Origin of the sequence: Fibrobacter sp. UBA3629 (assembly GCF_002374005.1) — a bacterium.
Lineage (GTDB): Bacteria > Fibrobacterota > Fibrobacteria > Fibrobacterales > Fibrobacteraceae > Fibrobacter.
Genome location: NZ_DFLC01000027.1, coordinates 23,639 through 44,292 on the forward strand (window position 1 = coordinate 23,639; position 20,654 = coordinate 44,292).

Annotated in this window: 18 protein-coding genes; 4 read left to right on the forward strand and 14 right to left on the reverse strand. The window is 54.1% G+C overall.

The annotated features are described in order from the left end of the window. The 8 genes from B2310_RS08800 to B2310_RS08835 form a co-directional block, all read right to left on the reverse strand. The coding region (locus B2310_RS08800) for a DNA gyrase subunit B (protein ID WP_290730620.1) at window positions 1-1,518 on the reverse strand (1,518 nt) is incomplete at its 3' end. A 45-nt stretch (window positions 1,519-1,563) separates the two neighbouring features. Continuing rightward, window positions 1,564-1,878, reverse strand: a complete 315-nt coding sequence (locus tag B2310_RS08805) for a DUF721 domain-containing protein (protein WP_073114486.1) — start codon at window positions 1,876-1,878, stop codon at window positions 1,564-1,566. A gap of 142 nt (window positions 1,879-2,020) precedes the next feature. Continuing rightward, on the reverse strand, window positions 2,021-2,797 hold the full coding sequence (locus B2310_RS08810) for a hypothetical protein (protein WP_290730624.1): 777 nt from the start codon (window positions 2,795-2,797) through the stop codon (window positions 2,021-2,023). A 7-nt stretch (window positions 2,798-2,804) separates the two neighbouring features. Then, window positions 2,805-3,746, reverse strand: coding sequence for a hypothetical protein (locus tag B2310_RS08815; protein ID WP_290730627.1), 942 nt, complete (start codon window positions 3,744-3,746; stop codon window positions 2,805-2,807). A gap of 238 nt (window positions 3,747-3,984) precedes the next feature. Next, entirely contained in the window at window positions 3,985-4,413 is a 429-nt protein-coding gene (locus B2310_RS08820; protein WP_290730630.1) for a hypothetical protein, read from the reverse strand. Between the two features lie 91 nt (window positions 4,414-4,504). After that, window positions 4,505-5,278, reverse strand: coding sequence for an MlaE family ABC transporter permease (locus B2310_RS08825; RefSeq protein ID WP_290730662.1), 774 nt, complete (start codon window positions 5,276-5,278; stop codon window positions 4,505-4,507). A gap of 18 nt (window positions 5,279-5,296) precedes the next feature. Continuing rightward, on the reverse strand, window positions 5,297-7,084 hold the full coding sequence (locus B2310_RS08830) for a S41 family peptidase (RefSeq protein ID WP_290730633.1): 1,788 nt from the start codon (window positions 7,082-7,084) through the stop codon (window positions 5,297-5,299). Between the two features lie 102 nt (window positions 7,085-7,186). Beyond that, window positions 7,187-8,041 carry a sigma-70 family RNA polymerase sigma factor gene (locus B2310_RS08835; RefSeq protein WP_173365682.1) on the reverse strand — a complete coding sequence of 285 codons (855 nt, stop codon included), beginning with the start codon at window positions 8,039-8,041 and terminating at the stop codon, window positions 7,187-7,189. A 196-nt stretch (window positions 8,042-8,237) separates the two neighbouring features. Between B2310_RS08835 and B2310_RS08840 the strand changes: the two genes are divergently transcribed. The 4 genes from B2310_RS08840 to B2310_RS08855 all read left to right on the forward strand — a co-directional run bounded on the left by B2310_RS08840 (window position 8,238) and on the right by B2310_RS08855 (window position 14,318). After that, window positions 8,238-9,464 carry a sensor histidine kinase gene (locus B2310_RS08840; RefSeq protein WP_290730636.1) on the forward strand — a complete coding sequence of 409 codons (1,227 nt, stop codon included), beginning with the start codon at window positions 8,238-8,240 and terminating at the stop codon, window positions 9,462-9,464. 159 nt (window positions 9,465-9,623) lie between these two features. After that, window positions 9,624-10,898, forward strand: a complete 1,275-nt coding sequence (locus B2310_RS08845) for a hypothetical protein (RefSeq protein WP_290730639.1) — start codon at window positions 9,624-9,626, stop codon at window positions 10,896-10,898. A 1-nt stretch (window position 10,899) separates the two neighbouring features. Continuing rightward, window positions 10,900-13,416 carry a hypothetical protein gene (locus B2310_RS08850; protein ID WP_290730642.1) on the forward strand — a complete coding sequence of 839 codons (2,517 nt, stop codon included), beginning with the start codon at window positions 10,900-10,902 and terminating at the stop codon, window positions 13,414-13,416. 89 nt (window positions 13,417-13,505) lie between these two features. Beyond that, on the forward strand, window positions 13,506-14,318 hold the full coding sequence (locus B2310_RS08855) for a hypothetical protein (RefSeq protein WP_290730645.1): 813 nt from the start codon (window positions 13,506-13,508) through the stop codon (window positions 14,316-14,318). Window positions 14,319-14,387: 69 nt separating this feature from the next. Here the strand turns inward: B2310_RS08855 and B2310_RS08860 are convergent, their stop codons facing one another. From B2310_RS08860 to purD, 6 genes are all read right to left on the reverse strand, one after another. Next, on the reverse strand, window positions 14,388-15,143 hold the full coding sequence (locus B2310_RS08860; protein ID WP_173381403.1) for an acyl-[acyl-carrier-protein] thioesterase: 756 nt from the start codon (window positions 15,141-15,143) through the stop codon (window positions 14,388-14,390). Window positions 15,144-15,208: 65 nt separating this feature from the next. Next, on the reverse strand, window positions 15,209-16,939 hold the full coding sequence (locus tag B2310_RS08865; protein ID WP_290730648.1) for a maltotransferase domain-containing protein: 1,731 nt from the start codon (window positions 16,937-16,939) through the stop codon (window positions 15,209-15,211). A 73-nt stretch (window positions 16,940-17,012) separates the two neighbouring features. Further along, window positions 17,013-17,921, reverse strand: a complete 909-nt coding sequence (locus tag B2310_RS08870; RefSeq protein WP_173366944.1) for a hypothetical protein — start codon at window positions 17,919-17,921, stop codon at window positions 17,013-17,015. Between the two features lie 126 nt (window positions 17,922-18,047). Next, on the reverse strand, window positions 18,048-18,818 hold the full coding sequence (locus tag B2310_RS08875) for a DUF3108 domain-containing protein (protein WP_290730652.1): 771 nt from the start codon (window positions 18,816-18,818) through the stop codon (window positions 18,048-18,050). A gap of 26 nt (window positions 18,819-18,844) precedes the next feature. Then, window positions 18,845-19,318 carry a 5-(carboxyamino)imidazole ribonucleotide mutase gene (purE, locus tag B2310_RS08880; RefSeq protein ID WP_173383840.1) on the reverse strand — a complete coding sequence of 158 codons (474 nt, stop codon included), beginning with the start codon at window positions 19,316-19,318 and terminating at the stop codon, window positions 18,845-18,847. A gap of 11 nt (window positions 19,319-19,329) precedes the next feature. Then, window positions 19,330-20,622 (reverse strand): phosphoribosylamine--glycine ligase, encoded by a 1,293-nt coding sequence (gene purD / locus B2310_RS08885; protein ID WP_290730659.1) that lies wholly within the window; start codon window positions 20,620-20,622, stop codon window positions 19,330-19,332. Window positions 20,623-20,654: the final 32 nt, after the last annotated feature.

The window sequence follows — 20,654 nt, forward strand, 5'->3', positions numbered from 1 at the left end:
CATGATGATGATCTTGTCGTAACGGAGCTTCTCCATCTTGAATTCGGTGCCGATACCCGTACCGATGGCATTCACCAGGTTCTGGATTTCTTCGGTGTCGAGCACGCGATGAAGGCTTGCCTTTTCCACGTTCAGGATCTTACCGCGCAACGGGAGGATGGCCTGGAATTCGCGGTTGCGGCCGCTCTTCGCGGAACCGCCTGCGGAGTCACCCTCGACAATAAACATTTCGCACTGCTTCGGGTCGCGGCTACTGCAGTCCGCGAGCTTGCCCGGGAGTCCGCCGCTTTCGAGCACGTTCTTGCGGCGAGCGAGGTTACGGGCACGGTGAGCCGCCTCGCGGGCGAGTGCCGCGTTGTAAACCTTGTCGAGAATCACCTTGATGGCGGCCGGGTTCTCCTGGAAGAACTCCTCGAGCTTTGCGCCGAACGCGCTATTCACGTAGCTTGCAATTTCGGAGTTGCCGAGCTTGCGCTTGGTCTGGCCTTCGAACTGCGGCTGCGAAACCTTGATGGCGATAACCGCAGTAAGGCCTTCGCGAATGTCGTCGCTCGTGATCTGCGCATCCTTCTTGCCCTTGGGCATTTCGGCAGCGAACTTGTTGATGACGCGGGTAAGCGCCGTCTTGAAGCCCGTAACATGCGTACCGCCGTCGTAGGTGTTCACGTTGTTCACGAAGCTGAAGAAGTTTTCCTGGTAGCCATCGTTGTACCACATGGCGACTTCGAGCGGGTACTGGCCATCAGGGAGCACCAGGTGGATGGGCTCGCTAAAGAGCGGAGTGCGATGTTCATCCACGTAGCGCACGAACTCGGAAACGCCACCCGGGTAGCAGAACGTCTCGGAGCGTTGGTTCTCGGAGTCGCGCTCATCGGTAAGCGTCAGGCGAAGACCGCTCATGAGGAACGCGAGTTCGCGGAAGCGTGTCGCCAGCGTGTCGTACACGTAGACGGTCTCGGTAAAAATCGTGTCGTCCGGGTAGAACTCGACACTCGTGCCGGTCGTGCCGTCGCTCTCGCCGATATCCACCTGCGGGCCGCAGGGAATGCCCTTCGAGAATTCCTGGCGCACCACGCGGCCGTTGCGACGCACCGTCACGACAAGCTTGTTCGAAAGCGCGTTCACGCAGCTCACGCCCACGCCGTGCAGACCGGCAGAAACCTTGTACGAATTGCTGTCGAACTTGCCGCCCGCATGGAGCTTGGTCATCACCACCTCGATGGTGCCCACGTGTTCCTTCGGGTGAATGTCGGTCGGGATGCCGCGCCCGTTATCGGTCACGCGGATGCCGTTGCCCGGCAGGATGGAAATTTCGATGTGGTTGCAGAATCCGGCCAGAGCCTCGTCCACGGAGTTATCGACGACTTCCCATACCAGATGGTGAAGCCCGCGGATGTCGGTCGAGCCGATGTACATGGCGGGGCGGACACGAACCGCCTCCAAGCCCTCAAGAACGGTAATGCTCGAACCGCTGTAATCTTCCTCGGCCTTCTTCAATTCTTCAGATTCTTCTGCCATATTTCCTCTAAAAACATTTCACAGGAGCGAGCCTCGGGAGCCGGTTCAAACGAAGCGAATCGCCTTAACCACAGGCTTTCCGAGCAGCGCATTGCACCTGTCAATAATAGCATTTTTTTGCATGAAAAGTTCGCTTTTCCAGGCCGCAGAAGCCGCTTTCAGCACAAGCGTATGCTTGTCCAATTTCACGGGTTGCACGTGTGCGCAAACAGCCTTCCCGACCACTTCCTCGAAGCGGTCCGAAAGGGTCTTGAAGTCCATACTTTCGGAGACATGCGCCTTGTCGAGAACCTTCGCAATGAGCACGCTGATATCGACAGCGCCCTCTCCCGTCACACCCTTTTTTCTACGGACAAACATCTTTTACTCCACATCGAACATTTTCGCGGGCAACAAATGCCTCTGTTTTGCCCTCAGCACTTCTAAAACAACCGTACTTTCTCCGCCCTGAGGCGCGGAAGTCTTTATCGTCACTGGATTTCAAACTTTTTCAACAGATGTTTCATACTCTGTTCTCCTTAAAACTTTTTCTGCGTATTTCACTACAAAATAATAGCAAACCAACTTGCATGTTCAGTGCGCCAGTTCCCTCATGAGGACTATCAAGCGTTATGATTTTATCAACATCACCATAATAATAGTTGCTATTCTGCGTGTACTCACGAGCAACCACTCCGCCCATCGAATGACCGATTAGGATATAGCGAGAGGCTAATTGACGGTATAGATCAGGATTTTGGCGAATTATTTGGAGAGCCTTCTGCCCCTCCACCATTTGTCCAAGAGAATCAGGAACTTTCCATGTTTTAACTTCCTGAGCTTCTTCCACAAGTGCTCGGCGACCACCAAACTTTCCATCCGCATTCCATGTCCTGTTCCCCAATTCAATCGCATTTTCAATCGAACTATTTGGGGGAAGCGAAAATGCTCGCCAGTGATATACGCAGGAATTATGTACAGCCTCATAGGCACTGTCGTATACAGGTTCCTCGAATATTCGTGTTCTTAGCCATTGGTTCAAACGAGGTTTTTTCTCATTCACTTTTTCAACATAACGGCCAATATTCGCATTGCCAAGATAATTTATCGCATCGTAAGCTTGCGGAAGATTTGAATTTTCCTCAAAACCCTGCAATTCTCCATCATCATTCTTATGGCCATAGGCTCCATGCAAAAGCATCACATTGTAGTTTGTAATACTCTCCATAGGTCTCGGAACAGCCCAAGACACAACGACAAAGGTCATCAAAAGTAAGCTTAACAAAAAAATTTTCTTCATATTTTCCCTATTTATAACTTACAATTTCACCACTTTCATTTTGGAATTCCGGTCTGCTAGCCGACAGCAAATAAGTTTCGTACTGACGAATAATTTTTCTCTTTTCAAAATCAACAGAATGTATGTTTCCATTAATTCTGAGCATTTTTCCGTACAAAATAAAATTTCTATTTCCCATATAACTTTTGGGCCATTCTGGATGTTCAATCATGTCTGATTCATCATTATCCACCCATAGACTAATTCCCAAAGAGTCTCTTTTCAAAGCAATACAAAAAATTTCATTATTATACGCACTCACGTCATCACATTTTTCAATCCACTTCAAGTTTTCGTCTAGTTTCTTATACGTAATCGTCTGCGCCACCGTATCCAAAACGGCGTACTGGCAAGCATCACCAGTAGCATTTAGAGATTTCTCATCCAACGCAAGAATGGTTCCGCCAAGCCATTTGCGTAATCTACTAATGCGAAAATCAACTTTACAACCATCCAAAACCTTTTCTATTTCCACTTCATTCGGTTTTTCGCCTATTTTCCAAAAAGTCATCACAGGCCCTTCCCATACTTCAGTATAAAGAGAAGTTTGCCCCCCCCATATAACAGAATCACTCAACTGGCCTAGGGCATAATTACATTCATCATTAAAATTATCCAACGTATCCGTCCACCTAGGACCAGCCTCTTGTACCCTATAATTGAAGATGCGAAGGCGTTGGTGACCACGCCCTTCAATAGCATACCCATCGCTAGTTTCTTGGGTCCATTCCTTGTCATCGGCAACAATTACCAAAGAATCGTCAATAAACCCAACAATATGGGGACGACTATAATAGCCAAAGAACTCTCTTTCCCCATCTTCAGGAAACCAATCCCCACATCCCCACATGATTACGCACGAAAATGCGAGCGCCAAAACAGCTAGCAACCTTTTAATTTCAACCATCATAAAGGAGACCTCCTTTGCCACCTATCACAGCCAGACACCGCCTAGAATCATGTGACAAAAATTACACATAAATATACTCTATATTTTGTACAAAATCAAGTACGACCTCGGATGATTTTATTAATCTAGACACCCCCGCTATCAAATAACTTGAAATCACAGAGTTATGCCAACTCAAAGACCTCGGCAGAAATGCCGAGGTCTCTTTCTCAAACACATCCAATACTATATCACCGCACTACCGGTTCGAGTACAGAATAAATGATTCAGGATTTAAGACGACATTAGTCTTCGCTCTTGGAAGTATTCTAACCGAATTCATTCCATCACGCAACCCAAATAATTCCATATTATCGAATGAGAAGTAGCCATCTGCATCTATGGAAGCCATAACATGGGTCATATTCTGCAAGTGAGTCAATTGAACTGTATTTTCAAAATAGGTCGTGTCATAGCCATTCAGATGGACCTTAGAAGAGCCTGAACGAGAAATCAGTCCATTCACATGGGTATCCACATTTACAGAATCAACTTTTCCTCCACCAAATGTTCCGCTCAAAGACCAGTTTACAGTCACCGGTTCTTGGACGGGCCCAGTGGACGAGCCTTCATCGCTGTTGCAAGCCAGCAATCCAAACAATGCTATTCCGAAAAGAAATCGTTTCATATAATCTCCTTTGTTTTATCAATCATAGGAAAGCCCACCCCCTGTTCACCAATCTAAAACTAGAAATAAACTTAAAAACGTTAAATACCGCTTACACGAGCAAAAGTTTGGAAAGCGTAAATCCGCCGATGAGAATGCTTGTCATGCCGGCCACCACGGTGGCCTTGGTGCTCTTGCCCACGCCCTCGGCACCGCTATGGGTGAAGAACCCGAAAAAGCATGCGTAGCTTGCGATAAAGTAGCCGTAGAGTGTAGCCTTGATAAGGCCCACCACCAAATCCCAGTTGTGGTAGAACATGCGCACGCCGTAAAAGAACACCGACCACGAGACTTCCTTGTACAGGTGGGCCACTTCGTAACCGCCGGCGATGCCGATAAAGATGCTTATGACGGTAAGAGTCGGGAGCATAATGACCGTCGCGATAAGGCGAGGCGCCAGCAGGAACTTGTAGGGGCTCAGGCCCAATACTTTATACGCATCGAGCTGTTCGGTCACCGCCATGGTGCCAAGTTCCGAACACATGGAGGCGCCAATGCGGCCAGCAAGCACCATCGCGGTAAGGATGGGGCAGAGTTCCACCATCACGGACTTGCCCACGGCCATGCCCACGAACATCATCGGAATCATGTCGCCGAACTGGTAGGCAAGCTGCCACGACATGATGGCGCCCGTAGCCATCGACGCAGCAAACACCACGGGCAAGCTCGTGACGCCCACGCGATGCATCTGTTCCACAGTCGTGTGGAAGTTCGAGAACGCTCCAGGGATGTTCTTGAAGAGTTCCCACACGAACTTGAAGTAGCTCAGCACGGTCCGCAGGAACCTGCGAACAAACCGCCCGAGCGCCTCCGCAATGCCGTTCATCAACTTCACGCGCGAAGCCTACTTCTTTTTCTTGGACTTCTTAGAGTCGGCCTTCGCAGGGCGCTTGCCCGGGCCCGAAATCGTCTTCTTGTAGAGGGCGTCGTCGGAGAGATACTTGATGGCTTCCTTGAGCTGCTCGTCGCGCTTGAGCGAGAAGGCCGTACTCACGGAATCATTCACCATCGCAGTCAGGAGTTCGCGCTTGATGCCGTCCTTGATGTAGTCCTTGTTCTCGTCGAACTGGGCATCTCGCTTTGCCTCGAGGGCCTTGCGCATATCCGAAAGACGCGCGGCGAGAGTCGTATCGGAGACCGTCTTCGAGCTGTCGCCCATGTAGTTCTGTTCGCGCACGATGCTCTTCTCGAGCTGGTCCACGCCCACGAGGGCATTGCTCTTCACCTTCATGAAGTTCGTGTCCTTCATGCAGAAATCCTTGAACTGCGTGTAGAGGGAATCCGGCACGCTCCAGTCGGCATCGACCTTGACACCGGCCTTGTCGAGCTGCGGGCGCACCTTCACGGCAAACTTGAAGTACATGGCCATGCGTTCCTGCACCTGCACCACCCACGGCATCGGAGAGAGTTCGATATCCACGTCGGGAGTGATGCCGCCACCGCCGAACATCATGCGTCCGTTGTTCGTATAGAACGTATCGCGTGCGACGGTGTCCTTCTTCGCGGAATCCGCAGCGGCCTTGTCGCCATCGTCCTCGGATTCCTCTTCCATGAGCTTGAGCCCCTTGATGCCGTTTTCAGGCTTGTTGATGCAGCGGCCGAAGGGCAAGTAGTAGAATGCCGTCGTAAGCTTAAGCGCGTTCCCCTGGTTGTCGAGCGGGAAAATCGTCTGCACCGAGCCCTTGCCGAACGAGGTCTTGCCGATGACAAGCGCGCGGTCCCAGTCCTGGAGCGCACCGGAGACGATTTCTGCAGCGCTCGCGGAGCCCTGGTTCACAAGCACCACCATCGGGACATCGGGGGCAAGCATGCCGTCGCGGCGGGCGCGGCTCTCGGTCCGCTGCGTGCGGCCGAGCGTAGAGACAATCACGTTGCCCTGCTTGAGGAATAGTTCGCTAATCTCGATAGCCTGGTTCAAAAGGCCACCCGGATTGTAACGCATGTCGAGCACGAGCTTCTTCATGCCCTGCTTCCTGAGGCCGCGGATGGCGTTTTCCACGTCGCTCGTCGTCTTGTCGCTGAAGGTCGCGAGCTTGATGTAGCCGATATCCTTCGAAACCATTCCATAATAGGGAACGGCATGCACCACGATTTCGGCACGGGTAATCGTAAATTCCATCAAGTCGGCGACACCTTCGCGTTCGATGGAAACCGTCACGTCGGTCCCGATCTTGCCACGGAGCTTGCTCACGGCGTCGTCGAGCGAGAGGCCCTTGGTGTCCTTGCCGTCAATCTTTCGGATGCGGTCGCCGGCGCGGATACCGAGCCTGAATGCCGGAGTCCCGGAAAGAGGGGAAATCACGGTCAAGATGTTATCGCGCAGGCTGATGGTGATGCCCACGCCGCCGAACTTGCCTTCCATCGAGACCTTGAGGCCCTCGTAGTCCTTCGGGGTAAACACCGTTGTATGCGGGTCGAGGATGTCGCGGATGCCGTTCAGGGCGGCATCGGTCAGTTCCGTGGGGTTCACGTCCTCCACGTACTTGCGGTTCACCTCGGAAAGCACCTTGTTGAGGCGGGATACTTCATCGTAAAAGTCGCCGGGAGGCGTCTTCGTATCGCCCGCGGCAAAGGAGAACGTCATTGCCGAAAGGGCTAGCACAAATGGGATTCGGGAAAAATTGAAATTCATGACTGAAAAATACAATTTCTAGGCTAAAGAAACATGCCAAAAACGGGAAAAACCGGCCCAAAAGGACCGGTTTTTGAAAAAAAAGGAGAGAGAGTAGAAAAATCAAGCGGCTTCGTTCAAGATCCGATGAATTTGTTCAGTCTTGAGCTTGGCCAGTGCGGATTCCTTGAGCTGGCGAACCCTTTCCTTGGAAAGCCCGACCATCGGGGCGATTTCCTTGAGGTTCAAGTCGGAATCCACAGAAAAACCGTAGTAGAGCTTGAGGATGTCGCGTTCCTGCTTGGTGAGGTTCTCGCGCATCACCCTTTCGTAGATGTCGCCGCAGTTCTTGCGTTCGGCAAGGGCGTCGGTGCCGGCATCCACGGAAGCAAGCGTCTCGCCGAGGGTAACATCGCCATCTTCTCCGACGGGAGTGTCGAGAGAGGTGGTCTTGGAACCCATCATGAGAATCTTCTCGATGGCATCGCCCTTGTACTTGGACACTCCGGCGAGGCTTTCCGGGTCAAGCACGTAGCTGCCGCCCACGACCTGACGGAGCTTGCCACCCTTCTTGTTGAAACGGCGGAGCACAAGTTCCTTTTCGGCGCTGATGCGGACCATGCGGCCCTTCTCGGCGATTGCGCGGGTGATGTTCTGGCGGACCCACCACACGGCGTAACTGATAAACTTGATTTTCTGGTCCGGGTCGAAACGGCGCGCGGCTTCCATAAGGCCGAGGTTCCCTTCGCTGATGAGTTCGCCCACTTCGATGCCCTGTCCCTTATAGAGATTCGCAATATTCACCACGAAGCGCAGGTTGGATTTAACCAGCATATCCATCGCCTCGCGGCTCCCCTGGCGGATCTTCTTGAGCAGCAGCGTTTCCTGCGCCCTGGTCAGCAGGGGATATTTCGAAATCTCGTTCAGGTACTGAAAGTAGCTATCCCTTTCTTCCCTATTGCGTGTATTCGTAATCATGATAAACCTCTGCTGTTGCGTGTTGTCATTTGCTTTACGTATACAAATTTACCTCCGATTTCCCTTTACTGTGTCATTATCGGGAAAGCCGTTCGCAAAAGTTAAATTGGTTTTTTGTCGCTTTTTTCCGCATTTTCGTCATGAAAATGTCACATACACCCTTCCAAAACGCATTTTTTGACTTAATTTTGGACGTATGACCATAAAAAGAACCGCAAAAGCCGTTACAAACTTCATCGAGACCAAGCGCGGGACGTTCGAAGGCATGCAGGAAGCAAGTTTCCGGCGTAGCGAGAAGATCATCAACGACCTCCTCCGCGAAGAAAAGAAGTCCTTCAACTACCCCATCCCCCCCTTCGTGCCGCTTCTCCTGATCTGGCTTTTCATTCTCCTGTTCCCGCTCGCCACCTACCTCGACCCCTCCAACATCACTTCGCCCAAGATCAACGCGAGGGGCGTCGTCGGATTCTACGTTCCCCTGATTACCACGACACTCATTTTCTTCATCAACCAGAAATTCCTGGTTCCCAGCTGCATTTTCAAAAAACACTACATCCCGTTCTTTATACACAACTCCCTGCTCGTCATCGGAGCCCTGTTTGTCCGCGAAGTCGCGTTCTTCCTCCTGGAACGGAGTCCCGACGAAGGCATAACCTACTTCTTTACCTCGTTCTGCTTTTCGAATATGAAGGGCGGCCACTTTACCTTCCTGACCGTCGTCCTGTTTTCTATCCTTGTGGGATTCGTCTGCATCATCAGCGTTCTATATAACGTTGTTCTAAGGCATACTTTGCGAAGCTTTTTGCAACGCGAACAAAAAAGCATGGCCCTGCAGTATGAACTGGATTTTCTCAAGAACCAGCTCAGCCCGCATTTCCTATTCAACACCCTGAACAACATCTCGGCACTCATCTCGATAGACCCGAAACGCGCCGAAGAAGCCATGTCAAAGCTTTCGAAACTGCTCCGCATCACACTCTACCAGACATCCGACAAGACCATCGCCATCCAGGAAGATATCGACATCCTGCAAAAATACGCGGACCTGGAAAAACTCAGGCTCAACAGCGATTACGACCTGAAATTCGACATCCAGCTCGAAGACAGCAATTTCCAGATTGCACCGCTCATCGCCATGCCCCTTGTGGAAAACGCCATCAAGCACAGCGTCAACCCCAGCGGCAAAAGCTTCGCGCACATTTTCATCCGGCAAGAGGGCACAATCGTCACCATCCAAACCGAGAACTCGAATTTCCCGCGCAAGTCCAAGTCCAATTCGAGCGGGCTCGGAATCGCTACGTTCCAGAAGCGCCTGGAACTTCTCTACAGGTCAGCTTACGAATACAAGACTTCCGTCGAGGGCGACGTCTACAAGGCGACACTAAAAATAAACACCCTGAATTCGCCTTTGAGCAGTAATTAATCACCCCTTAAGCAGCTTACAGATAAACTTTTTTTAAAGCATCCCTTTACACGGGTTGCTTTTTTATATAGCTTTCCCTGAACACGTCCGGGATTATCCTGGGCCTAGGCGATGCCCTCGAGGGCTATTCTTTAGATAAAATCACAACGGGGAATTCCTATGAATCATAGGAGTCTAAGGGGAATTGTAGCCGCGGGGCTTTTCTTGGCCATCGCGGGCAATGCCCAAATTTGCAACAGCACCGTCATCTTTGACGGTTCCAAGAACAACGGAAAAATGGAGGATTCCGGGCGCACGTTCCCGGAAGCTCCGGAATGGAGGGCGAACTGGGGAAATTTCGAAAAGATGGAATCACCCTACATGCGCCTTTCGGGAATAAAGAACTCGCGCGGGGACTGGATAGGGACACTCGTCTTTGAGGGACTTCCCGCAGACGTTCGCGGAGGAACGCTCAAAATAGACGTCCGGGCGACGCAGGCCGCAAAATTCGGCGTGTGGCTCGTAGAATCGGCGGGCGCCGGAAACATCTCTTTCCACAACATCGATGCAAACCGGACTCACGAACTAGCCGTCCCTATCGAGAACCTGCTCGGCAAAAGGGATGCCCGCGTGCATAAAATCGGCATCGGGCTTTTCGATGTTCCCGCAAACCAGTACACTACGCTGTTCGTAGACAATATCGAGTTCACCTGCGCCGGAGACGGTTCTGTATCCTCAAATTCCCAGGAAACAACCAACGGCACGCAGGCAAGCGCCGCATACTACTTCAGGGACGTGGATCCGTTTACTGCATTCCGCCCCCACATCAACAACGAAGTCCAAATCCGCGAAGCGCACATGGCCATAGATGCGGAGAACCGCTCCGAATACAGGAAGCGGACAAACAAGCCGTTCATACTGGGCGAACAGGACTACCGCCAGATCGAGGCGTACAGGAACGCACGCGACCTTTCGCCCGAGAAATCGCGCGACGGCTGGTACAAGAGTCTCTTCCTCGTCGACAGGAACCGGCTCAGGGACAGCGTCATCGCGAATCCCAAGGCGTTGTTCGTCGAAGCGCAGAATATCGCCGCGGCAAACGGGAACAGGACCATTCCCCTGCTCGTTGCCGACATCGACTGTGCCGTCAGATACTACAGCGACACCAGTTTTTCCACGACCTCCCTCGAAGACCACCATCTGCTGCTTGCCGGGTTCCCGACCAGCTACGTGAAGGGTTCCAAGGTAAAAATTGCCTACGACCCCTATTTCGTCGCGACAACGCGCAGGGCGCTCCCGTCCATTGAAATCTGCATTGGCGGCAAATGCCAATCCATCAAGCGGAGTTCCGTCGCCGAATTCGAATTCGACTCGGCAGGGCCACAGCCTGTCACCGTAAACCTCCGTTCCGGAGACACAACCACGCAACAGATTCTCACGCTGGAGGTCAAGTAACATGAATCGACTGCTGAAATTCACCTCGGCCCTTGCGCTCTCGCTTTTCGCAAGTGCAAGCGCATCGCACCTGGACGCTTTCTTCATCAACACCGGCAACGAAAAGACGGCTTGCATCTCGACCATGCCGACGGGCGGCTTCGGCTTCTGCATCGAAGCACAGGGCAAACTCAGCTTTACCGCACGTGATGCCGATGTCCGCATCCGCATTATCGGTGGCATCGACGACGACGCGGCGATTTTGAAGAAAGCGCTCAGCCGCCCCTTCATCATCATCGACGGAATCCACCTGAGCGTCGACGAGGAACGCACCCTGGACCAGCTCCAGGAAGAGACGGAACAGTTCGGCATCCCTAAAATCCTTACCGAACTGGGTTACACCCCTATCCTCGTACAGTTCTCACAGACCGTCCATACCTCGTTGCAGAAAAATTCGCAGACCTTTGCCGCCCTACTCAAGTTCCTTGGAAATAACAAGGCCATCTCCTTCCCGAACAAGAAAGAAGACGGCTTCATCGTCCTCGGCATAAGCCAGGGAGGTATTATCGGGCGCTACGGATCCTACCTCTACGACACCTCGCGCAAGGCGGGCGATACACCCATCCGCCTCTACGCATCGCTCGATTCGCCCCACCAGGGAGCAGTGATGCCGCGCGGGCTCATCTCGACCATCGACTTCTGGGCGAACAAGGCGGGAGTCGCATCGGCAGAAGCGTTCAACGACCTCATCACCTCGCCGGGAGCACAGGATTTGCTGCTCTACGACACAGAGGCAGGGAACGGCACGTACGAAGCCAAGACGGACGCAGGGCGCTTCCTCTTCGGCGAATACCGCAAGGCCGCAAACTACAAGGGTTTCCCGGCCATTCTCATCGCGCAGGGGCAACTGAAGGGAAAATCGCCTAAGCACGCGACAACCTATTTCGCCCTGAACCGTTCGGCAAAACGCGGCAGCGAGCCGTGGGGTCGCGCCTCCAGCCGCATGATGGCCTCCGAAAGCAAGGATTCCGCATTCTCGCACAACCACGTCTACGAATTCCTGTCGCAGGACGAGACCTCGACACCGAAAGGAAACGCAAAATTCGATTTCGTTCAGGGAAGCACATATCCCTTCGCAAGGACAATGTACACGTCGCTTCGCGAAGGCATGGAAGACGCCATCCCCGACGACATGAAATACGACATAAAGCTGTTCGGGGCTACACTCTACACCCTGAACTTCAAGAACTCCTGGGAAGCGGACTCTCTCTACCAAGGGAGCAGCACGTTCATCCCGACAGCGAGCGCCATGGATTTGCAGTGCAACGGGGACCTCGCCATGCGTTCCGACTGCGCATTCAGCAAGTCGTATTCGGGATTCCCCTTCGAGAATCCGGGAAAGAACTCTACGGCGAAAGCTGTCTATGCCGTGGATGCGACGCATCCACGGTTCGAGGAGGCGACCAGCGGCCGCCACATCGAACCCGCCGTCCGTTCGGACGGCAGCATAGACAGAGCCGTGCTGGAGGGAATGCAGGCAGATGTATGGCGTTTGCTTTGCGAAGTCGCCAAGGCAGACTACGACAGTGCAAACCACGAGTTCAGAAACATGAAACTCACCGGGATGTTCCAACCCCATACAAGCTGCATGGACGCTTCGAAAATGCCGGAAATCATCAAGAACGCAGGCGCATTACAGACAAAGAAGTTCGGGTTCATCCGCTACGACTACAACGACAAGGCAACCGAAAGCGACGATGAAGTCAAATTCACGCTTCCCTCCGGTTGGCAAAAAGTCGCAACCGTCGATAACGCCAACGACGTTCCCGAGGGCTCCGTATTTGAAATAGGCATCAAGGCGGAAAATTCCAAGGGCAACTGGATGAAGGCGGAAATCCTGCTGACCAAGCGCAAGGACGGCGGCGCACAGGTCCAGCTCGAAGAAGTGAATGTCCCGCAGGACGGTCAGTTCCACACTCTCCGCTGGCAGATGCCGAGCGTTCCCGGCGCCATGTCCAATTACCGCTGGTTCCGGCTCGTACTCAACTCCAACGGAGCGACGATGACCCTCACCAAGCCGAGGCTCATCACCTCGACCGTCGCAAATCTCGAAAAGCCATCCCCCATCGCGACAAGGACGCTTTTCCCCTCCAATTACGGAATCGTAAAATGGAGCCCGACGACCTCCATCACCTACAACGACAAGGCCGCCGCGTTCAGTTTCGCGGAACGCTATTCCGGAATCCACCTCGACTTCGGCGGGACATATTCCCTCGATGCCTACAGCGAACTGAAAGTAGAATACCGCGCCGGCACCTGCCTGCACAGCGAAATCTACTTCGGGACCGCCTCGAAGGGGAAAGTAAACCTCGGAAGCAACAATAGTTTGCAAAATGAATTTGTAAGCAAAATTTTACCCTTGTCGCAAATAGTCAATACGTCCGTAACCGCAAGCAACGGCTATTCCGCGTCACGCTTGACCTTGCAAGCGATGCGCGCAAACGAGACCTGCGAAATACGTTCAATTACGCTCCAGTAACGGCTATTGACACACATCCTCAATTAACATAACTTTTAGCAAACACATATGTACTACGCCGGGGGAAACCCCGGCCAAGGGATGTAACAATGAGAACAAACAAGACATTTAAGAAGTCGATTATCAGCGCGACCGGCAAACTCGCAGCAGGCATCGCCGCGGCCTTCGCGCTGACCGGCTGCCTTCCGCCCCAGATGCAATCGATGGGTTCGGCGCCGCTTCCCGCTTACCACCAGCCGAAATCCACTCCGGATGGCGAAAAGCAGATTACCCTTTCTGCCGACGCCTACGGGACCTTCGCGGCATCCGGATTCAACGTGGAGCAGGTGAACGCGGGCGGCGGAGCGCTCAGCCTCGAATTCCACCCCGCAGGGACAATTTCCCCGCTGTTCGTAAACGCAAGTGTCGCGGGCATCGCGGGTACGCTCCAGTTCGGGTGCAACGATCTCCCCTGCAGCGATGACGGTTACAACGTCTGGCTCGCTTCCAAGGATGGCGACAAGGACTACACATTCTGGAACCTGCAGGAACGCATTGTCAGCGGCGTCGAATTCAACATCGGGTCTCACCTGTTCCTCGGAACCGCGGGCGGCTTCCAGTTCTACCAGGGCGGCGGCGATTACGAAAGCAAGCGCGAATTCCTGGAAAAGCGGAACCTCGTCGAAAACATGGACGAACGATTCGGCTGGAGGCCCACCGCCTCCCTGTGGGTCGGGCCGCGTCTCGGCGAAAACGCAGGCTCGCTCGCCATCGAATACGGGATCAACTTCGCGAAAAAGGTGAAGGAATGGAACTCGACGCTCGGAATCTCGTATTTCCACCCGAGCGGATTCCACGGCACCGTCTACACGAACACGAACACCTCCTTCGCGGTATCGCTCGGAAAATCATTCTCGCTCTAGAGTCGCTCCTACAAAACAAAAAAAACTGCATGGTTTGTGCCGTGCAGTTTTTTCATATCTTCAAGTCAATTACTTCATCTTGATTTTCATCTCGAAGACCTGGCGGCCTTCGTCGTCCTCGATCTTCATGTAGGTCGCGCCCATCTTGTCGGCACGGAAAATGCGCACTTCCTGACCCTCGTGCGTCTCGCCCATAAAGTGTACCTCGAGCATCGAAGGAATGCAGAGTTCCAGATCTTCCGAAGAGAACACGTTCAATGCAAGTTTCACGTACTCGATGTTGTTCATGTGGTGCGACATGTCGATATGCTGGGGCAACACCTTCTGGCGATAGACCTCCACATATTCTGCGGGTTCCACCGGGAACTTCGTGAACTTGTTGTCCATGAACGGCTCCGGGGCGCCTTCCGTCGGGAAGTCGACCGCAGAAAGTTTCACGGGGCGGTGGCGCTGCAAATCAAGGCAGCAGGCCTCCTGCACGGCGAGGATAATCGGTTCGCCCTCCAACGTCGTAATGGCCGTATTCTCGTAAGTGCGGATAGGCGCATTGTCTGCAGGGAACGAGGTGGTAACCACCTTGTCACGCCAGAACGGGCGCTGGAAGAACTTGAATTTCGCCTTGTAGATAACCCAGTAGGCGCCTTTCTCGTGAACGCAGAAGTTGTCCTGCTTGATGGCGCCGAAATTCTCGGTGAAGTTGTCCTGCACCATGAGCACCGTCTGCGCGATACCCATCTTGCCCGAGACGTCGATGTATGCCGAGGTAATGGTGCGCTGTTTCTGGAAAACCAGCGGATTCTTTGCAAGTGCGTAAATGTCAATCATGCTTTCAATATAATAAAAAAGGGACCGCCGGGGCAGTCCTAATAAATTAGTTTCCGAAAATCCAGCTAGATTTTCTTGAGCACGAGCAGGTGGCCGGGCGCCTTCGCGGGGTCAAGACGCACGAAGTTCCTGTTGCCGCGCCAGACGAAGCTCTCGTCGGTAATCAGGTCCTTCAGGAAGAAGAACGAATCCTGCGAAAGGCCGAGTTTTGCCATGTCGAGTTCCACCATGCCTTCCTGCGCATTGTCCATGTCCATGTTGCATACGCACAAGATGACGTCGTCGCCGGTCTTCTTGGAGTAGACCATCAGTTGGTCGTTAGCGCAGTAATGGAAGTCCAGGTTGTCGTATTCCTGCAGGGCAACGTGTTCCTGGCGGGCGGTGTTTACGCGGCGCACAAAGTCCTGGATGCCCGGGCCCTTCCAGTTGTGGACCTTGTACTGGTATTTTTCGCTGTCGGCGAGTTCTTCCTTGACCGGCGAGGGGATGTTTTCGCACAGCTCGTAGCCGTTGTACATGCCGGTGAGGCTAGAAAGCGTGCCCGCGAGGAAGTAGCGCTGCTTGAACGCGTTCGGGCCCTTGTACGCGAGGTACTTCGGGAAAATGTCCGGAGTCGTCGGAAAGAAGATTCCGCGCATGTATTCCTTGGCATCACTCTGCGTGAGTTCCTTCAGGTACTGTTCGAATTCCCACTTGGCGCTACGCCAGGCGAAATACGTGTAGCTCATGTCGAAACCCGACTTTGCAAGGCGGTGCATCATCTTCGGGCGGGTAAAGGCCTCGGCAAGGAATACGAGTTCCGGGCGCTTTTCCTTCACGTCGGTGATGAGCCATTCCCAGAACGGGAACGGCTTGGTGTGCGGGTTGTCGATACGGAAAATCTCGACGCCCTTGTCGGCCCAGAACAAGATAATGTTCTCGATTTCTTGCCAGAGCGCCTTGTAGTTGTCGTTGTAGTAGTCGAACGGATAGATGTCCTCGTACTTCTTGGGCGGGTTTTCCGCAAACTTGATGCTGCCATCGGGTTCGTGGTAGAACCATTCCGGGTGGCTCTTCACGTACGGGTGGTCGGGGCTGCAGTTGAGCGCGATGTCGAGAGCGAGGCGCAGCCCCTTGCTGCGGGCGGCCTTCGCAAAATGCTCGAAGTCCTTCATGCTGCCGAGTTCCGGGTCCACGTCGTAGTGGCCGCCGTTCTTGTTGCCCACGGCATACGGGCATCCCGGTTCAAGCGGCTTGCCCTTCTTGTCGGTCTTTGCATGCAATGCGTTGTTCGCACCCTTGCGGTTCGTGACGCCAATCGGGTGAATCGGGACAAGATAAACCGTATCGAATCCGAGGTCGGCGATGTAGTCAAGTTGCTTTTCGCAATCCTTCCAGGTGGCGCTCTTCTTGGGGTCGGTGCCCTGGCTCTTGGGCCACATCTCGTACCACGTACCGATGCGGCTGTAGGTCGGGTCAACGCGGAGCATCATCACCGGGCTTTCGGTCGGCACGTCCTTCGGGGCGATTGTCCACGCGCAAATCTTGTATTCGTAGTAGCCGATGTTGTTGACCGTGAAGGAGCCTTCCCACTGGTCGTTGTCCACGAAGTGCATGGGAGCCTTCTCCCACTTCTTCTTGCTCACGTGGCGGTAGAAAATCGCGGCGTCGTACTTTTCGTGACTGTGGCGGAAGATGTCCGCAGTAAGCGTGACGGTGTCGCCCGGTTCACGCTTGAGCATAAAACGCCCACCTTCGATCTGGGGGCGGATATTTTCAATGACGAGATTGTCTTTACGAGTAGGGATTGTAGCCATAGTGAGTAGAAAGTTAGCAATAAAAAAGGGCCGCGAATGCAGGCCCTTCGAAATAATCAAAATCAAGTCGCAATTACTTGGAGCGGTTGCGTTCCTTCTCGCGCTGGCGGCGACGCTTTTCGGTATCGTCCGGGAAGAATTCCGGGAGGGCGTAGCCGATGGCAATACCGAACACGATTCCAGTCTTGCTCATGCCGTCCGGGTTAACCACGGAAGAAATGACGTTCGAGCTGAACTCGGACTGGTAACGAAGGCTCGGGTTCTCTTCCGGAGTCGTCGTGCCGAGAGCCGGCGCGTAATACATACCCACGGAGAACTGCAGGTAGTACCACTCATTTGTCATGTACGAGATGAGAAGGTCGAACTGATAACCGTTGACCGTGATAAGCGGACGAACGTTCTCTTCGTTCGGTTCCACGTTGTGGTCGAAGTAAACCGTGCCATAGGACACAGACACGCCCAAGTGGAGCGGGTTCTTCGGGAACAGGTAGTAGTTGATACCCACCTTGTAACCGTAGCCGCCTTCCAGCTGGATGCCTTCGAAGTCATTGTCATCGCCCTTGGGGAGCATACCGCCAGAGGCATAAAGGCCGACACCCCAACGCGTAATGTATTCGGCACCGATACCGAAGCCCATGCCCATACCGGTTTCACCCATGATCGGATAGCGGGAACCCATACCAATCTGGAAAATCAGACGGTCCTTGAGCCAGTTACGACGGCGTTCGGAGTTTGCATATTCATCGAGGCGCTGTTCTTCTTCGAACTTCTTGCGGGCTTCAAGGTCCTTCTGTTGAGAAGACGAAATGGAACTTCCGCCATCGGCCTCTTCAAACTCGCTATCGTCATCAGACGTCGCAGCACGGGCAGCCGGAGCCTCGGAAGCGGATTCGAAGTCACTATCGTCAAATTCGTCATCATCCTGCGCAGCCCACGCAAGGAAGCTGGACAGACACAGCGTCAAAAGCACTTTTTTAAACATTCAAAGCCTCTGGATATAAAATCCCTTTATATATCTCTTTCGGAATATAACTTATTATCCGGTTTTTATTCACGCCAAACCTTGTAAAAGTTGCTTAAACTTGCAGAAAATCGACCAAAAACGCCCCTATTCCGCCTTGATGAGCTTCGCCTTGATGCTCCCGAGGGCGATTTCGCACTCCATGAGCACCGGAATCCGGCGGTCGTCGTCCGTGAGCCAGATGAAGATGCGGCCATTGGAATTGAAGATGCCGTCACCGTCGAGCACGGGTTCCACCTTGACCGTATTCACCGTACCGATGGACGTCTTGAGAGACTCGCGCCCGTGGACCAGCACCTTCAGTTCGTAACGCTTCTTGCCGCTCACGGCAGAGAAACGCGTCGTGTCGCCGGCGGCAAGCGGGATCGTCCGGACGTAGTAGAACGCCGACATGATGCTGTGTTCCATGCCCTGGATAGCGACCGCGGTATCGGCGGAGCGCTTGACCTTGCGAGTCTTCATGTCGGTAAACACCGTATCCGAGAGCCACGCCTTCTCGCCCTTGCGGTCAAAGCGAATGACGGAAGTGTTGTGGAACTTGCCCTCGTGGAGGTTCTTGCGGAAGACCTCTGTCATGAGTCCCTTGTTGCGCACGCGGGTATAGACCGTATCGTACACAGGGTAGATGCGCGTGATGGTGCTGTTGCCCTGCGCGAACGAGAGAAACTCCGTCTTGCCTCCGGGGAGCGGCTTGACCTCGAGGGTCGCCGTGCCCGCGGTAATCGGGCCCCAACCGAGACTGAAGGTCAAACGTTCGCCCTTCATCCACGGGGCCTGGACCTCCGGCAGGTTCGGTTCGCCGGCGAAACAGAATACGACAAGGAACATCGCAAGCGCGACAATCCTTGCACAGGGCATGACGTTCCTCCTAAACATCACGCAGACTAACCTTCGATATCCCCGAGGCTCTTGCGGTAGGCGACGAGCTTTTCGCGAACTGCAGGGTCTGCGATGGCGACGATGTGGGCGGCGAGGTAACCGGCATTCTTGCCGTTGCCGATGCCGACCGTGGCCACCGGGATTCCCGGGGGCATCTGCACGATAGAGTGCAGGGCATCGACGCCGTTGAGCGGGCCGCCGGCGCAGGGCAGGCCAATGACCGGAAGAATCGTGTGCCCTGCGAGCACGCCCGGAAGGGCTGCAGCGAGGCCAGCGACACCGATGAGGACCTGGAGGCCTCGCCCGGCGGCTTCGCGAGCATACTTCGCGGTGGCGTTCGGGGTGCGGTGTGCAGAGAGGATGTTGAATTCCCACACGATGCCGAACTGGTCGAGCACCGCGGTGATCTTATCTACAGTTTCCTGGTCGGACTTGCTACCCGCAACGATACCGACCTTTGCATTTTCTTTCAAATCCATTTTGTCACCTCTTATTTCGCCATCTTCGCAAGACGGGCCAAGCCCTTCTTGCCGATGTCCTTGCGGTAGAACTTGCCTTCGAACTGAACCTTTTCGGCGGCTTCGTAAGCGATGTCGAGAGCGGCCTGGAGCGTTTCGCCATGGCCCACCACGCCGAACACGCGGCCACCGTTAGTGACCAGCTTGCCGTCCACCATCTTGGTACCGGCGTGGAGCACCTGGGCGCCGTTCTTTTCGGCTTCTTCGATACCCGTCACGACCTTGCCCTTTTCGTAGGAACCCGGATAACCCTTGCTAGCGAGCACCACGATTGCGGAGCTGCCCTTCGGAGCCTTCGGGGCACCGAGCTTGGCGAGTTCGCCCTTTTCGGCAGCATCGAACAACGCGAGCACGTCACCGTCGTAGAGCGGAAGCACAATCTGGCATTCGGGGTCGCCGAGGCGGCAGTTGTATTCCACGACCTTCGGGCCCTTCGCAGTCACCATAATGCCCACGTAAAGCACGCCCGTGTAAGGCTTGCCTTCGGCAGCCATGCCCTTGAGAGTCGGTTCGATAATTGTCTTTTTCACTTCGTCGAGGAGAGCGTCCGTGACTACCGGAGCCGGGCTGTAGGCGCCCATGCCGCCCGTGTTCAGGCCCTTGTCGTCGTCAAAGACGCGCTTGTGGTCCTGGGCCGAAGAGAGAATCACGTAGTCCTTGCCGTCGCAAACCACGAAGATGGAGGCTTCTTCGCCGTCCATGAATTCTTCAATCACGACCGTCTTGCCGGATTCGCCGAAGACAGCCTTGTCGCCGAGCATTTCTTCGACAGCGTCGTTCGCTTCCTTGTCCGTCATGCAGACGATAGCGCCCTTGCCCGCAGCGAGGCCCGACGCCTTCACCACGATCGGAGCCGGGTGTTCGGCGAGGAACTTCTTGGCGGCGGCGAGATCGGTGAAGGTCTCGAAGGCTGCCGTCGGCACGTTGTACTTCTTCATGATATCCTTGCTGAAGGCCTTGGAGCCTTCGAGCGCGGCAGCAGCCGCAGTCGGGCCGAAAGCGCGCAGCCCGCGACGGCGGAATTCATCCACCACGCCCGCGACCAGCGGAATTTCGGGGCCGATGACCGCGAGGTCAATCTTTTCGGCAACCGCGAGGTCAGCGATCGCCTTCGGGTCGGCCACATCCACCGGCACGCACTTGCCGAGGTTAGCCATGCCCGGGTTGCCCGGAGCGCACACGAGAGTGTCGCACAGCGGCGACTTCTTGACTGCAAGAGCGATGGCATGTTCGCGACCACCGCTACCAACGACGAGAATATTCATATAGCGTATCCTTTACTGTTACGGAAGGATAA